We start from the raw sequence: 15238 nt of genomic DNA, 5'->3' as shown, positions 1-15238 counted from the left end.
CACAGAGTAGAGCGTCGGCAGCGCCACATCTGAAAAACCGACCGGTTCGGGGGGCGGGGGCGGCGTTTCCACGGCCGGCGGAGGACGACGCGCCGGCTCGACGAAGCGGACTTCCAGCACGTCGTCGCGATCGAACACCGGCGCATAGCCAACCAGCAGCCGCGGCGCCATTTCGTAGCGAACCACCAGCACAAGACCGATGTGCAGGATGATGGCGGCCACCATCGCAAGGATGCGCAGCACCCGCTCGCGCGGGGGCGGGCGACGGCCGATGTCGTGCAGGGTAGCGAGCGTGGCGGCATCGATGGGTACGAGGCCACGCGCGCGCGACGAATCCTCCGGCTGCAGCCGGTGGGGTTCGACGAATGGCGGTGGCGCCTTGCCGGGATATTGCACGCTGCGGTGATCCTGTGGCCCGCGTGGGAAAAGTCGAACAGCATAGCGGCGGTCCGCTAAACCCAGCGTAAGCCCCCGCCCGTCAGACCGTGCCCGTTCGGGAAGATTCCCGGCCCCTCTTGATTCCGGCTTCGGGAAGGAGAAGGCTTGGGGTCCGGGCAGAGCACCCCAACGAGGAGGGTCGCATCGTGTCGCCATCCACGGAACGCATCCGCAGCCTGGCCCTCGCCGGCCACGCCGGCACAGGCAAGACCACGCTGTTCGAAGCCATGCTCCACGCGGGGGGCGCGCTGACCGGCATCGGCAGCGTCGAACGCGGCAATACCGTTTCCGATACCGATCCCATGGAAAAGACGCGAGGCCACTCGATCGATGCGGCGGTCGCGTCCATCGAGCGAAACGGGTTTCGCATCCACTTGATCGACACCCCCGGCTACGCCGACTTCCGCGGTCCCGCCCTGGCGGCGATGGACGCGGCGGACACCGTGGCCATCGTCGTCAACGCCGCGAACGGTATCGAGCACGGTACCCGCAGCATGATGGCGCACGCGAAGGAGCGCGGCCTCGCGCGCATCCTCATCGTCAACCGCATCGATGCCGAAGGCGTGGACCTGCCGGCGCTGGTGGACGACCTGCGCGAGGAGTTCGGCAACGAATGCCTGCCGCTCAACCTGCCCGCATCGAAGGGCCGGTCGGTGCGCGACGCCTTTTTCCAGACGGCGGGAGACACCGACTTCTCATCGCCGGGCGAAGCCCACCAGCGGATCATCGACCAGGTGGTGGAGATCGACGACGACGTAATGGAGCATTACCTGGAAGCAGGCGAGTCCTCCCTCACTCCCGCCGAGATGCGCGACGCGCTGGAACATTGTCTGCGTGACGGCCACCTGGTGCCCATCGTCTTCACCAGCGCGCGCGAGGGCGTCGGCGTGAACGAGTTGCTGGACCTCGTGGAGCGCATCCTTCCCTGCCCCAGCGAAACGAATCCGCCGCCTTTTCGCGATGCCGACGGAACGCCGTTCGCCGTGAGCGCCGACGCGGGCAAGCACGTAGTCGCGGACGTCTTCAAGATCGTCAACGATCCCTTCGTCGGAAAACTCGGCGTTTTCCGCGTGTGGCAGGGCACGGTGCGCAAGGATTCACAACTGTTCGTCGACGACGGACGCAAGCCGTTCAAGGTCGCCCACCTGTTCCGCCTGAAAGGGCGCGAGCATGTGGAAGTGGATGAAGCGCTGCCGGGCGACATCGCCGCTGTCGCGAAGATCGAGGACATCCACTTCGACGCCGTGCTGCACGACGCGGCCGACGAAGGCCGCATCCACCTGGAGCCTTCCTCCTTTCCCGCTCCGATGTATGGACTTGCCGTCGAGCCCGCCCACAAAGGCCAGGAACAGAAGTTGTCGCAGGCCCTCACGAAACTCGCCGAGGAAGACCCGTGCTTTCGCGTCGAGCACCACAAGGAATTGAACGAGACGGTGATACGCGGCCTCTCGGACCTGCACTTGAAGCTGATGCTCGAGCGGATGAAGTCGCGCTACGACGTGGACGTGATCACTCATCCACCGCGCATCGCCTATCGCGAGACGATCGGGGCGGGCGCGGAGGGCCACCACAGGCACAAGAAGCAGACCGGCGGTGCCGGCCAGTTCGGCGAAGTGTTCCTGCGCGTCGAACCGTTGGAGCGAGGCACGGGGTTCGTCTTCGATGACGAAACCAAGGGTGGCGTGATCCCGGGTCAGTTCATGCCCGCCATCGAGAAAGGCGTGCGCCAGGCGCTCGATACGGGAGCGATCGCCGGGTACCCCATCCAGGATGTGCGCGTCGTCGTCTACGACGGCAAGCACCACCCCGTGGATTCGAAGGAAGTGGCCTTCATCAGTGCCGGGCGCAAGGCGTTCCTCGACGCCGTGTCGCGCGCGCGCCCGCAGGTACTGGAGCCGGTGGTGGACCTGGAGGTGTCGATCCCCGATCACTACGTGGGCGACGTTACCGGGGGCCTCGCGTCGAAACGCGCGCAGATCATGGGCACCGATTCGTTACGTGGCGGCGAGACGCTCATCAAGGCACGCGTGCCGCTGGCGGAACTGGTCGACTATCCGACACAGCTGAAGGCGATGACGGGTGGGCTGGGACGGTACGCGATGGAGTTCAGCCATTACGACGCCGTGCCCCCGGGTGTGCAGAAGCGCCTTTCCGAGGCCTGGAAGCCGAAGGCGGAGGAAGACTGAGGAGCCTTCCCCCGCCGCGGCGGGATGGATCACGCTGCCAGGGTTTCGATCAGCGCATTCGTGAACGCGGGAATGTCGTCGGGCTTGCGGCTGGTGATGAAGTTGGCGTCCTTCACCACCTCGCTGTCCTCCCACTTCGCGCCGGCGTTCTCCAGGTCCTTTCGCACCGACGGCCAGGAGGTGACCTTGCGGTCCTTCACCAGGCCCGCGTTGATGAGGGTCCACGGACCATGGCAGATCGCCGCCACCGGCTTGCCGGCCTCGGCGAACTGCTTCACCAGGCCCAGCACCTTTTCATCGGTACGCAGCTTGTCGGGATTGATGACGCCGCCCGGCAGCACGACGGCGTCGTAGCGGCCGGCATCGGCCTTGTCGAGGTGCACGTCCACCGCGACTTCCTGGCCCCAGTCCTTCTTGTCCCAGCCCTTGATGCGGGACGCATCGCCCGGCGCGATCACGTCGACCGTGGCGCCGGCTTCCTCGAGGAGCCGCTTGGGCTCGGTAAGCTCGGACTGTTCGAATCCGTCGGTGGCGACGACCGCCACGCGGCGGCCATCGAGTCGTTTGTTCGCCATGGAGAAACTCCTTGGGGGAAGGTTCCGCACAGCTTGGTCGGCGGGCCATCAGGGTGATGTCGCGATGGCGTCGGCGGCCCGTGGGCAAAGGTGAAGGCGGGATCAGTCCGCCTTCTTGCGCTTCGGCTTCAGCATGGTGCCGATGCACTTGGGCGAACCGCAGCGGCAAGCCCAGATCTTCTTCAGCCGGGCCGTATGCGGCATGTCCAGCGTAATGCCGTAGTCGTAGACCAGCTCTTCGCCGGGCGCGATGTCGCGGATGGCCTCGATCAGCACGCGGTCGTGCTTGGACGGCTTTCCTTCCACGGCTTCCTCGATGAGGGCCTGGCAGTTCGGATCGCAACCGTGGTTGATCCAGCGGGCCACGTTGCCGTGGCTGTTGCCGTCGACGATGTAGCGTTCGTTGAGCGTGAAGAGGAACGTGTGCCCCGTTTCGCCGCCGTCGCCATAGCGTTTGTCGGCCTGCGCATGGGTAATGCGGTCGCCCTTGTATTCGATGATTTCCTCACCGGCCTTGATCGGTGCGGTGGCGAAGACGCCATTTCCATGGATGGGCGAACGTCGTGCGGCGATGCGTCGGGTCATTGTGAAATCGGATGCGAAGGAATAATCCCGGATGATGCCTGCTCGCCCGCCGCTTGGGAACCGCGTTTGAAACGCATGGCTCGCGCGCACGCCCCGCCGGGCGCTACCATCGAACGACCGTTCGACCTTCAAGGGCACTCACCGGAAGCCATGGGAATGACTCCGATCGTCCGTCATCCGCTCGTCCGCGCCGCGCTGGTCGCGGGCGTCGCTCTCCTCGCTGCCTGCGGCCCCGCCAAGAAAAGCGTGTTTCCGCCCGCGGTCACCCTGCAGGAAGTGGCCGCGAAGCCCGGCGGCCCATGGCACGTCACCCTGCGCATCCGGAACAACAGCTACGGCGGCATGTCGTTCGACACCTTCCAGGGCACGCTCCGGGTAGGCGACCTGGGCGGTGTGCTGCTGGACGCGAAGATCGACCAGGACATTCCCTCCTTCGCCGCCGACGTCGCCACGATCGACCTGCTGCCGACGCCGGAGATGTCGAAGGCGCTTGCCGAACTCGCCACCAAGGGCAGCTCCGGTGCCCTGCCCTACAGCATCGACGGAAGCATCACCGCCACGCCGGAGAAGGAAAAGGAATCGCACGCCTATCCCGTGCGCGGCAAGAGCTGGCTCTCGCCGGTGCCCGGCATTCCCGACACCTATCGCTCGCCCTGACCCCTGCCACCGACCGTCGCACAGGATTCACCATGACGCTTTACAAAGCCCCGCTCGACGACATGCGTTTCGCGCTCTACGACGTACTTGGCGCCGAGGCCGTGCTCGGCCGCCTGGAGGGTGGCGAGGCGCATACGCGCGACCTCATCGATGCCGTGCTGGACGAGGCCGCCCGCTTCAACGAGCAGGTGCTGGCCCCGTTGAACGCCTCCGGCGACGCCGAGGGCTGCCACTACGACAAGGAAACCGCCACCGTCACTACACCGGCAGGCTTCAAGGAGGCCTACCGCCAGTACGCGGAAGGCGGCTGGGCCGGCCTCACGGCACGCGAGGCATTCGGCGGACAGGCGCTGCCCGCGGTAGTGGGCGCGCTCACAAAGGAAATGATCGACTCGTCCAACCTGGCCTGGGGCATCTACCCGCTGCTGTCGCACGGGGCCACCGATGCGCTGGAACACCATGGCGACGACTGGCAGAAGGACGTGTTCCTGAAGCCTTTGGTGGAAGGCCGTTGGACCGGCACCATGTGCCTCACCGAGCCGCAGGCCGGTTCCGACCTCGGTCTGCTGAAGACGCGTGCCGAGCCGAACGGCGACGGCAGCTACCGGGTCACCGGCACCAAGATCTTCATCAGCGCGGGCGAACACGATTTCGCCGAGAACATCGTGCATCTCGTGCTGGCGCGACTGCCCGATGCACCCGCCGGCAGCCGCGGCATTTCCATGCTGGTGGTGCCCAAGTTCAAGGTGGGCAAGGACGGCAGCATGGGCGAGCGGAACGCCGTCGCCGCGGGGGCCATCGAGCACAAGATGGGCATCAAGGGCTCGGCCACCTGCGTCATGAACTTCGACGACGCCGAGGGCTGGCTCATCGGTCCCCCGCACAAGGGCCTGATGGCGATGTTCACCATGATGAACGCGGCGCGCCTCGCCGTGGGCATCCAGGGGCTTGCCGTCTCCGAGCGCGCGCTGCAGAACAGCCTCAATTACGCACGCGAGCGCCTGCAGATGCGTGCGCTGTCCGGCCCGAGGCTTCCCGACAAGCCGGCCGATCCGCTCACGGCCCACCCGGACGTGCGGCGCATGCTCCTGACGCAACGCGCGTTCGTGGAAGGCGGCCGTGTGCTTGCCGCCTACGCGGCCTTGCAGGGCGACATCGAAGCGCGCGCTCCGGACGCACAGGAGCGCAAGACGGCCGGCGAGTTGCTCTCGTTCCTCATTCCGATCGCGAAGGGCCTGCTGACCGAGGCGGCGCAGGAATGCACGAAGGAGGCGCTGCAGATTTTCGGCGGGCACGGCTACATCGCCGAGCACGGCATGGAACAATTCGTGCGCGACGCACGCATCATCACGCTGTACGAAGGCACCACGCAGATCCAGGCGCTGGACCTGCTCGGGCGCAAGATCATGCAGCTGCAGGGCGCCGGCCTGAAGCACTTCCTCGGCGAAATCTCCGCCTTCTGCCAGGCCAACCAGGCCAACGATGCCGTGAAGGCCTTCGTGGGCCCGCTGGCGGTGGCAGCGAAGGCCTGGGGCGACCTCACCCAGGCCGTGGCGCAGACGGCCCAGGCGAATCCGGAGGAACTTGGCGCCGCGGCGGTCGACTACCTGTACTTCTCCGGTTACGTCACGCTCGCGTACTTCTGGGCACGCAGCGTGCTGGCCGCGGAAGGCTCGCGCCTGTCACCGGAGCGGCGCCAGGCCAAGCGCGACACGGCCAGTTTCTACTTCGCCCGCATCCTGCCGCGCATCCACGTGCACAAGGCCGCGATCGAAGCCGGGGTGGCCACCTTGCCGGAAATCCTCTGAAAGGCGGGACTTTCCCCCGCCCGCGCGAAGGTGTAGAAAAAGGCTCTGCACGGACCTTCGACCGAGACGGTGCCCGATACGATGAGTGATTCCCCGTTCCTGATCCGTCTCGCCGAGAGCGACGACGACGAATTCATCCTCGGCCTGCTCCACCGTTTCGTCGACTTCCCGCTTCCAAACGGGCGCACGCGCGCCGACTGCCTGAGGGGCATCGAGACCGACCTCGTGAAGCACCTCGACGAGCAGCCGTCGAACAGCTACATCTTCGTCGCGGAGAACGAGGATGGGGAGCCTGTCGGTTTCGTCCATCTGCAAAAGACGAAGGACTTCTTCACCCATCGCGACAACTGCCACATATCTGACATCGCGGTGGCGGAAGAATTCGAAGGTGCGGGCGCCGGCAAATTCCTGCTCGACCATGCCTACGCATGGGCCAAGGAACACCGCTGCCAGTTCGTCACGCTGGCGGTATTCCCCGGCAACGAGCGAGCTCGCGAGATGTACGCGAAGCACGGCTTCGACACCGACCTGATGCGCCTGGCCAAGCCGGTACGATGAGGTTGTGGGAGCCGGCTCTGCCGGCGATCCCGCGGTAGCGGGCAAGCTTGCCGCTGACGCCCGTCGCCGCTGAAGCGGCTCCCACACAAAGCACACAAAAAAAGCCGCCCGAGCAAGGGCGGCTTTCCTCGGCATGGGAAACCCGAAGGCTCAGGACTTCGCCGTCGCCGCTTCCTGCTGCTCGCGGGCGTCGAGGCGCGCGGCCATGCGGTCGATGTTCGCCAGCGACACGAGGTGCGCGTAGATCCAGCCGAGCGCGCCTTCGCGCAGGAATTCCTGGGCGGTCTTCTCGTCGAGGGCGCGCAGCTTTTCCTCGTTGATGACGAAGAGGCCGTTGAGGTTGATGCCCTTGCCTTCCTTCTGCAGGGTGATGGTGCGCGGCTCGAGCAGGTCGTGCTCGCGCAGCTTGCCCATGAACCACTGCGTGCGGGCCACGTGGTCCTGGAATTCGCCCAGGAAGTTCACGGCGTTCGTAAGGGCCGGCGCATCGGTGCCGTCCTCGTTGAACAGGCGCTCGCCTTCCTCGTTGTTGAAGCCTTCATAGGCCTCGTCGAGGAACACGGTGAAGTCGTCGCCTTCCGTGCCCGCCGGCTTCTCGGCCAGCACGAACGGATAGCGGCGCACGAAAGCGGGGATGTAGATGCCCTGCTCCCAGAAACCGTTGTCGCCGACGAGCAGGTTCTCGCCCTGGCGCAGGCCCAGGAGGGCCATCGGACCGGCTTCCTCCATGGAGTTGCCGGCGAAGAGGATCGGGAAGTCGCGCGCGGCGGGTGCGAACTCGACGCCCGTGAGCGGGACGGAGTGCGCGGCGGCGGCGAAACGGATGTTGTTCACGGCCTTGAGACGCAGGTCGCGGTGGGCGGTGCGGTTCAGCGGAACCGGACGCTCGTAGAAAAGCACTTCTGCCACTGTGTAACCCTCATGGACCCGTCGGACCTGGGAAGCCACCCCGGCCCCCCTTCCAAACCCGCCGGGCTCGAATGCGAACCCCCACTATAGCAGTGGCCGGTGACAGTAAAAGCCCCGCAAGAACCATACCTGCCGAATGCTTTTCCTTCGCGATTATCGGCTATGCTCGGGCCAAAGCCCCTACCAGGGGCCCGGGTCGGACAGCCGATCCGCACGGAGTTCGGCTTGCTGGAACGCTCTTTCGCTTATGTGAAGGACGAGACACGATGACGATGGAAGTGCTCCAAGAAGACCTGCCGAGGGTGACCGCGCTGCATGCGACGCGGGTGCTGTCCCTCGATGCGGCGGGTCGCATCCTGGACTGGATCAGTTGGCAGGACGCCGTCTGCCTTTATGTCCGGGGCGTGGTCGCCTGGACCCTCGGCGACCCCTGCGTCACCGTCCGTGGCGGCATCAGCCGGGCCAGCGGCCTGCGCAGCAGCCTCGAACTGCACCCGATCGTGGCCAGCACGGGCCACTGCCGCGAACACGCCATCGACCCGGCGCCGGCCCTCACCAATACCGCCCTCTTCGCCCGTGACCGGCACATCTGCCTGTACTGCGGACACCAGTACACCCGGCACGAACTCACTCGCGACCACGTGGTCCCCCTGTCGAAAAAGGGTGCCGACGAGTGGGAGAACGTGGTCAGCGCCTGCCTTGCCTGCAACCTGCGTAAGAGCAACCGCACGCCGCAGCAGGCCAATATGCCGCTGCTGGCCGTGCCCTACCGCCCGAGCTGGGTGGAGCACCTGATCCTCTCCAACCGCAATATCCTGGCGGACCAGATGGAATTCCTGGTGAGTCACCTGCCGCGGGACCGCCGGCCGGCCTGAAGCGGCCCCGCGGCGTCTCGCCGCATGGCGCGATCCACAGATTTCGAAGCCGGCAGGCCTTCGCCACCGGCCGTTCACCGTTTGTCCCTTGCCCCGCCCCGTCCGTCGGCGAACAATACGGAAATGACCGACCTTTCCCGCTACCCCTATCTGGCGCAGATCGATTCGCCGGAGGACCTCCGGCGCTTTCCGGTGGACGAACTGCCGGCCATCGCCGACGAACTGCGCCGCTACCTTATCGAGGCCGTCGCCTCGTCGGGCGGCCATTTCGGCGCGGGGCTTGGCGTCGTGGAGCTCACCGTGGCCCTGCACCACGTGTTCGAGACACCGCACGACCGGCTGGTCTGGGACGTCGGCCACCAGTGCTATCCGCACAAGATCCTGACCGGGCGTCGTGACCGCATCACGACGATCAAGAAAAAGGACGGCCTGGCGCCGTTCCCGCGTCGCGAGGAAAGCGAATACGACACCTTCGGCGTCGGCCATTCCTCCACGTCCATCTCTGCCGCCCTCGGCATGGCCCTGGCGCTCCAGCGCCGCGGCGACCCGCGCAAGGTGGTGGCCGTGATCGGCGACGGCGCGATGACCGCCGGCATGGCGTTCGAGGCCCTGAACCACGGCGGCGACATCGAGCCGAACATGCTGGTGATCCTCAACGACAACGGCATGTCGATCAGCGAGAACGTGGGCGCGATGACGAAGATGATGGCGCGCGCCATGTCCAGCCGCACGCTCAATGCCTGGCGCGAACGTGCGAAGAAGGCGATGCCGCGCGAATCCTTGTTCGGGCGCTTCTTCAAGCGCTGGGAGGAACACGCCAAGGGCATGTTCGTGCCGTCCACGCTGTTCGAGGAGCTGGGCTTCCACTACACCGGTCCCATCGACGGCCACAACATGGCCCAGCTGGTGAACGCGCTGGAAACCGTGAAGGCCCTTCCCGGCCCGCAACTGCTCCATGTGATGACCACCAAGGGCAAGGGTTACGAGCCCGCGGAGAAGGCGCAGATCGAATACCACGCGGTCGGCCCGTTCGACCCCGTGGCCGGCCTCGTGAAGAAAGGCGCGCCGGCCAAGCCCACCTATACCGACGTGTTCAGCGACTGGCTCTGCGACATGGCCGCGGCGGACGAGCGGCTGCTCGGCATCACGCCCGCCATGCGCGAGGGTTCCGGTCTTGTCCGCTTCTCCAAGGAATACCCGCAGCGGTATTTCGACGTGGCGATCGCCGAACAGCATGCGGTGACGCTTGCCGCCGGCATGGCCGTCGAGGGCGCGAAGCCGGTGGTGGCCATCTATTCCACCTTCCTGCAACGCGCCTACGACCAGGCCATCCACGACGTGGCCCTGCAGAACCTCGACGTCACCTTCGCGATCGATCGCGCGGGCGTGGTCGGCCCGGATGGCGCTACGCATTCCGGCAGCTTCGACCTGTCGTTCATGCGCTGCCTGCCGAACATGGTGATCATGGCACCGGCCGACGAGAACGAGTGCCGCACCATGCTCAGCACCGGCTTCCACTACAACGGCCCGGCCGCGGTGCGCTATCCGCGTGGCACCGGCCCCGGCACGAAGCTGGCCGAGACGCTGGGAACCTATCCGATCGGCAAGGCCGAGGTGCGTCGCCGCGGCCACCACGGACTGGCGATCCTGTCGTTCGGCACCATGCTCGCCCCCGCCGCCGTCATCGCCGCCGAAGTCGACGCCACGCTGGTGAACATGCGCTTCGTGAAACCGCTGGACGAGGAATTGATCCTCGAACTCGCACGCACGCACAAGGCCTTCGTCACGATCGAAGACAACGCCATCGCCGGCGGTGCCGGCGCCGGTGTGGCCGAGTGCCTGGCGGCCCACGGCATCACGCTGCCGATCCAGCACCTGGGCCTCCCCGACGTGTACCTCGAGCACGGCAGCCGCGAGGAAGTGCTCACGATGGCCGGCCTCGACCTGCCGCAGATCCGTGAGGCGATCCGCAAGCGCTTTTCGCAGTTCTGCGCGTCGCCGGTGGCGAGCGCGGGTTGATGCTCAGTCGGCCCGCGCTCCGGTCACACGGTCGCGGGCTTCGAGATCTTGCGCAGTGAACGCATGGGAAAGGCCCGCACCGACGAAGATGTCGCGTACTGCCGCCCCCTGATTCCAACCGTGCTCCACGAGCAGCCAACCGCCGGATACCAGCCGCGCGGCACCGCTGGCGATACGGCGAATGTCGTCCAGACCGTCAGGCCCGGAGGCAAGCGCCGAGGCTGGCTCGAAACGCAGATCGCCTTCGCCCAGATGCGGATCGCCGGCTTCCACGTAAGGTGGATTGCTCACGATCAGATCGAAGCGTTGCTCGTCGAGCGCGGCATACCAGTCGCTTTCCAGCATGACGACGCGCTGCAGGCCGAGACGAACCGCATTGCTCATTGCAACCGCAAGAGCCGACGCGCTCGCGTCGACCGCGACGACCGACGCGTCCGGGCGCTCGTTTGCTATGGCCAGGGCGATGGCACCGCTGCCGGTACCGAGGTCGAGCACGCTCCCGCCCTTGGGCAGGCGCTCGAGGGCCAGTTCGACCAAAAGCTCGGTCTCCGGGCGAGGTATCAACGTCGCCGGCGTCACCTCGAGCGGCAGCGACCAGAAATCGCGGCGGCCCAGGATATAGGCCACGGGTTCGCCACCAGCGCGCCGCGCCAGCAAGGCGTCGAAACGTTCGATAGCCGCTGCCTCCGGCCGATCCTCGGCATGCGCAAAAAACCACGCACGATCCACGCCGAGCGCATGCGCCAGCAACAGCTCGGCTTCGAGCCGGTCGCCCAGCAGAAGGGCGGCCTTGCGCAAGATCGTACGGATATCGGTCATTCCGCCATTCTAGCGGCCCGCGCGCCTACAATCGCGCGATGCGCGCACCCGCCCTCCTCCTTTCCACCCTGCTGCTCGCCGGTTGCCACGCCACCTTCTTCGGCACGGTGAACGCGGTGCAGCCCAAGGAAGCTGTCGTCGCGCATCGCGACAACGTATTCGATGCGACCGACGGACTCTCGTTGGACGTCTATGCGCCCACTCATGCCGACCATGCTCCCGTCGTGGTGTATTTCTACGGTGGCGATTGGACGACCGGCAAACGGCAATGGTACCGATGGGTGGGCGAAGCGCTGGCCGCGCAAGGCATCGTCGCGATGATTCCCGACTACCGCCACTGGCCCGCCGTGCGAATGGACGGCTTCCTGCACGACGGCGCGGAAGCCGTCCGGTGGGCTCGCGACCACGCGGCGGCATTCGGTGGCGACTCGGCACGTCTCTTCGTGATGGGACACTCGGCAGGCGGGCATATCGCCGCGATGCTCGCGGTCGACAAGCAATGGCTTGGCACAGTGGGAATGAAACCCCGCGACCTCGCCGGGTTCATCGGTGTCGCCGGCGCGTACGATTTCCTGCCACTCGACGAACCGAGGTATGTCGCCATGTTCGGCGACCCGCCCGCAGAGCAGGCCAAGTCTCAACCGATCAACTTTGTCGATGGCGACGAACCGCCTGCACTACTGCTGCAAGGTGAAGAAGACACCGAAGTGTTCCCCTCCGAAGCCCTATCCATGGAAGGACGCTACCGCCAGATGGGCGAGCCTGTGGAGTTGAAGCTGTATCCGGGACTCGGACACGAATCGCTCGTCTTCGCCCTTGGTCCGCTGCATCGCAAGGCGCCGGTGATGCAGGATGTCGTTACATTCGTGCACCGACAATCGGCCACATCCCTTAAGACCGAAACAAACAATCCGGCCCCATATCTGTAGGAGCCGCTATAGCGGCGAGAGCGCGTCTCGCCGCTATAGCGGCTCCTACAGGGTGCGCCCGCGACGGGCGATAAAAAAGCCGGGCGATCGCTCGCCCGGCTCTTCGTTACACGCAGTGACGAAGGATCAGCGCAGGATGGCCTTCGGGTCCTGCTTGGCCTTCTGTGCGGAGCACAGGAGGATTTCCTCGCTGGTCTGCGCCAGGCCGCGCTCGGCACCGCTGATCTGGCCCAGGCGCGGCTTGAAGAACGCGTTCAGGCGATCTGCTTCTGCCTTCGAGCAACCATCGCCACCGGCGAGGGCCGGGAGCCGGCCGCCGGCGAAGCTGCCCGTGCGCTCCACGATCTTGTCGTAGTTCGCGAGGAACCACTGCCACATCTGCGTACGCGAGGCTTCCGAATCCCGGCCGCCGCGCAGCACCATCGCCATCTCGCCCACCTTCACGTCCTTGCCGAGCGCGAAGTCGCGAGCCTTGTTGGCCAGCGCCGGATCCTTGATCTCGGCGAGGGCCGACAGCATGGCGTTGCGCTTGGCCGGGTCCGAGGTCTTCGGAATTTCGGCGATCAGCGCGTCGACGGCCGGAGCACCACGCTCCTGCACCGCCACGCCCAGGGCGAAACCCAGCAGGTTGGAATCGGCGGCGTCGAGGTCGAGGTGACCATCCTTCGTCTTAAGCGCGGCATCGCCCTGCTTCAGGAGTTCGGCGCGAACTTCGGGCACGCCGATGTCCTTGTCGGTAAGGAACCCGGCCAGCACGGTGCGCGTGAGCGTGTCGTTGTCGGGTTCGCCGGCCTTCTTCCGATAGCCGAGTTCCTTCAGCTTCGGCAGGTAAGCATCGGTGGCCCACTTGCGCAGATGTTCGCGCTGGGCGTCCGTCTGCGCTTCGTTCGCGAGGATCCACTGGAAGGTGCCCATCGGTGCCGTGAACACCTCGCGGGTCTTCGACGCAGTGAGCGGCTTGTACGCAGCAAGCACGTCGCCGGCATCGAGGTCGCCGTGCTGGAAGCCGGCGCGAACCGCGTCGGCATAGGCCAGCTGCTCGGCATCGCTCAGGCTGCCCACGACCTTCGAGAGCGCGGCAAGGTCGGCCTTGCTCTGCGCGAAGCGATAGTAGCCGCGACCGTCGGCATTCGGCAGCACCCAGCTGTTCTTCGCCGCGCCGTCGAGCACCATCGTGCCCGTCGCCTTGTCGAACAGCTCGCACTTCACCTTATTGCCGCCGCCGTCGGTGCCGTAGCGCACGCACATCGGCACGCCCCACACACGGCTGGCATCGCCGGTGCTGCCCAGCGGCAGGTAACGGCTCTGGGCAAGATGGAGCACCGTCTTGCCGCCTTCGGTCTTCACCTCGGTGGCGACGTAGGGCACGCCGGACTGGTCGAGGAAGCTGCGGAAGGCCTTCTTGAACGCATCGCCCTGGCCAGCGGCCTCGGCGATGGCGTCGATCAGGTCGTCCGCCGTGGCGTTGGCGAACTTGTGCTTCTGGATGTAGGCACGCATGCCCTTCTGGAACACCGGATCGGTGACGTAGCCCTCGAACATGCCGAGGACGGCGGCGCCCTTCTGGTACGTGATGCCGTCGAACGCGGTCTCGATGTCGCCGTTGCCGGTGATCGGCTGGCGGATCTTGCGCGCGCTGACCAGGCTGTCGTTGGTCATCGCGCCCTGCGCACCGCGAACGCGGTCGAGATCGGCGCGATATTCCGGATGCACCTTCGTGGTGACCTTTTGCTGCATCCAGGTGGCGAACGCCTCGTTGAGCCAGAGGTCGTCCCACCATGCCATCGTGACGGTGTCGCCGGTCCACTGGTGGGCCAGCTCGTGCGCGTTGACGTTGAACGAGCCGCGTACGTACTGTGCGGCGGAATCCGGATCGATCAGCAGCAGCCAGTCGCGGAACGTGACCAGGCCGGCGTTCTCCATCGCGCCGGCGCTGAAGTCGGGCGCGGCGAGCAGGTCGAGCTTGTCGTACGGGTAACCGAAACCGTAGTAATCCTCGAGCGTGTGGATGATCGAGTTCGTCTCGCCCAGCACGTGCTGCATGCGATGGCCTTCGCCCTTGGCGGCGATGCCGCGCAGCGGCGTGGGCGTGGAGCGGTACTGGGTGGGCGTGATGTCCGGACCCTTGACCACGTCCCAGGGACCCACGGCGAACGCGACGAGGTAGGTCGGCAGCGGCTTGGTGGTGGAGAACGTGAGCGTCTTCCAGCCCGCGCCCGCCTTCTCTTCCTTGATCTGGGCGGTATTCGCCACGCCCTGGTCGTCGGAAGGAATCGTCAGGCTGATGTCGAACGGCACCTTGAACGAGGGCTCGTCGAAGCCCGGGAAGGCGTAACGCGCCGACACGGGCTCCATCTGCGTCATCGCATAGGGGACGCCTTCGTGCGAGACCTTGTACAGGCCTTGCAGCTGTTTGTTCAGCGGAGCGGTGAAGTCGATCGCAAGGGTGATCTCACCCTCGAGCTTCGCACCCAGGTCCACCTTGGCGACGCCTTCCTTCTCGGCGGCCACGGTGTACTTGCCCTCGTGCTTCTTGCCCGCGGCGTCGGTCACGGTGACCTTGGACACCTTCAGGTCCTTGCCGTGCAGCCAGATGAAATCGGACGGCTGGGCAAGCTTGATGCGAATCGTCGTGGAACCGGAGTAGTTCTCCTGCTTCGGATCCACCTTGAACGATAGCTTGTAGGATTCCGGCTGGGCCCAGGTGGGCAGGTGGCCGAGCGGCGGCGCGGCGTCCGTGCCGGCGGCAAGCGCAGCGCCACAGCAGGCGGCGAGCGCGGTGAGAACGAGGGGACGGACGAAACGACGCATGGCAGGTGGGACTCCCTGTGGGTAATCCCCGCATCGTGAGAACAGGGTGACTTCCGACACAGTGCCAGA

The 15238-nt window shown here is 66.0% G+C and carries 12 protein-coding genes and 1 pseudogene; 7 read left to right on the top strand and 6 right to left on the bottom strand.

Going from position 1 to position 15238, the window contains the following annotated elements:
* A pseudogene (locus ACPYOD_RS11875) lies at positions 1-396 on the bottom strand (hypothetical protein); the annotation flags it as partial.
* 188 nt (positions 397-584) lie between these two features.
* On the opposite strand from ACPYOD_RS11875, the gene fusA reads away from it, so the two are divergent.
* Positions 585-2624, top strand: a complete 2040-nt coding sequence (fusA, locus tag ACPYOD_RS11870) for an elongation factor G (protein ID WP_481301937.1) — start codon at positions 585-587, stop codon at positions 2622-2624.
* Between the two features lie 29 nt (positions 2625-2653).
* Here fusA and ACPYOD_RS11865 read toward each other — a convergent pair whose 3' ends face one another.
* A complete protein-coding gene (locus ACPYOD_RS11865; RefSeq protein ID WP_481301936.1) occupies positions 2654-3199 on the bottom strand; it encodes a type 1 glutamine amidotransferase domain-containing protein in 546 nt (181 codons plus the stop codon).
* 102 nt (positions 3200-3301) lie between these two features.
* Positions 3302-3784 carry an SET domain-containing protein gene (locus tag ACPYOD_RS11860; protein ID WP_167021922.1) on the bottom strand — a complete coding sequence of 161 codons (483 nt, stop codon included), beginning with the start codon at positions 3782-3784 and terminating at the stop codon, positions 3302-3304.
* A 156-nt stretch (positions 3785-3940) separates the two neighbouring features.
* Between ACPYOD_RS11860 and ACPYOD_RS11855 the strand changes: the two genes are divergently transcribed.
* The 3 genes from ACPYOD_RS11855 to ACPYOD_RS11845 all read left to right on the top strand — a co-directional run bounded on the left by ACPYOD_RS11855 (position 3941) and on the right by ACPYOD_RS11845 (position 6807).
* Complete coding sequence (locus ACPYOD_RS11855) at positions 3941-4441, top strand: hypothetical protein (protein WP_481301935.1); 501 nt, start codon at positions 3941-3943, stop codon at positions 4439-4441.
* Between the two features lie 32 nt (positions 4442-4473).
* A complete protein-coding gene (locus ACPYOD_RS11850) occupies positions 4474-6249 on the top strand; it encodes an acyl-CoA dehydrogenase C-terminal domain-containing protein (RefSeq protein ID WP_481301934.1) in 1776 nt (591 codons plus the stop codon).
* Between the two features lie 81 nt (positions 6250-6330).
* Positions 6331-6807 carry an N-acetyltransferase family protein gene (locus ACPYOD_RS11845; protein ID WP_481301933.1) on the top strand — a complete coding sequence of 159 codons (477 nt, stop codon included), beginning with the start codon at positions 6331-6333 and terminating at the stop codon, positions 6805-6807.
* A gap of 150 nt (positions 6808-6957) precedes the next feature.
* On the opposite strand, the gene ACPYOD_RS11840 is transcribed toward ACPYOD_RS11845, so the two are convergent.
* Positions 6958-7716 (bottom strand): SapC family protein, encoded by a 759-nt coding sequence (locus tag ACPYOD_RS11840; RefSeq protein WP_481301932.1) that lies wholly within the window; start codon positions 7714-7716, stop codon positions 6958-6960.
* A 272-nt stretch (positions 7717-7988) separates the two neighbouring features.
* On the opposite strand from ACPYOD_RS11840, the gene ACPYOD_RS11835 reads away from it, so the two are divergent.
* Both ACPYOD_RS11835 and dxs read left to right on the top strand, forming a co-directional pair.
* A complete protein-coding gene (locus tag ACPYOD_RS11835; RefSeq protein WP_481301931.1) occupies positions 7989-8591 on the top strand; it encodes an HNH endonuclease in 603 nt (200 codons plus the stop codon).
* A 123-nt stretch (positions 8592-8714) separates the two neighbouring features.
* The gene (gene dxs, locus ACPYOD_RS11830; protein WP_481301930.1) at positions 8715-10610 is read left to right on the top strand and encodes a 1-deoxy-D-xylulose-5-phosphate synthase; all 1896 of its coding nucleotides are present in this window, start codon (positions 8715-8717) and stop codon (positions 10608-10610) included.
* Positions 10611-10613: 3 nt separating this feature from the next.
* Here the strand turns inward: dxs and prmC are convergent, their stop codons facing one another.
* Positions 10614-11429 carry a peptide chain release factor N(5)-glutamine methyltransferase gene (prmC, locus tag ACPYOD_RS11825; protein ID WP_481301929.1) on the bottom strand — a complete coding sequence of 272 codons (816 nt, stop codon included), beginning with the start codon at positions 11427-11429 and terminating at the stop codon, positions 10614-10616.
* Positions 11430-11467: 38 nt separating this feature from the next.
* Between prmC and ACPYOD_RS11820 the strand changes: the two genes are divergently transcribed.
* On the top strand, positions 11468-12358 hold the full coding sequence (locus tag ACPYOD_RS11820; protein ID WP_481301928.1) for an alpha/beta hydrolase: 891 nt from the start codon (positions 11468-11470) through the stop codon (positions 12356-12358).
* Positions 12359-12484: 126 nt separating this feature from the next.
* Here ACPYOD_RS11820 and ACPYOD_RS11815 read toward each other — a convergent pair whose 3' ends face one another.
* Entirely contained in the window at positions 12485-15169 is a 2685-nt protein-coding gene (locus tag ACPYOD_RS11815) for a M1 family metallopeptidase (protein WP_481301927.1), read from the bottom strand.
* Positions 15170-15238: the final 69 nt, after the last annotated feature.

The organism is Luteibacter sp. HAY1-4A (assembly GCF_056755355.1).
This window is presented reverse-complemented; position numbering and strand designations above follow the sequence as displayed.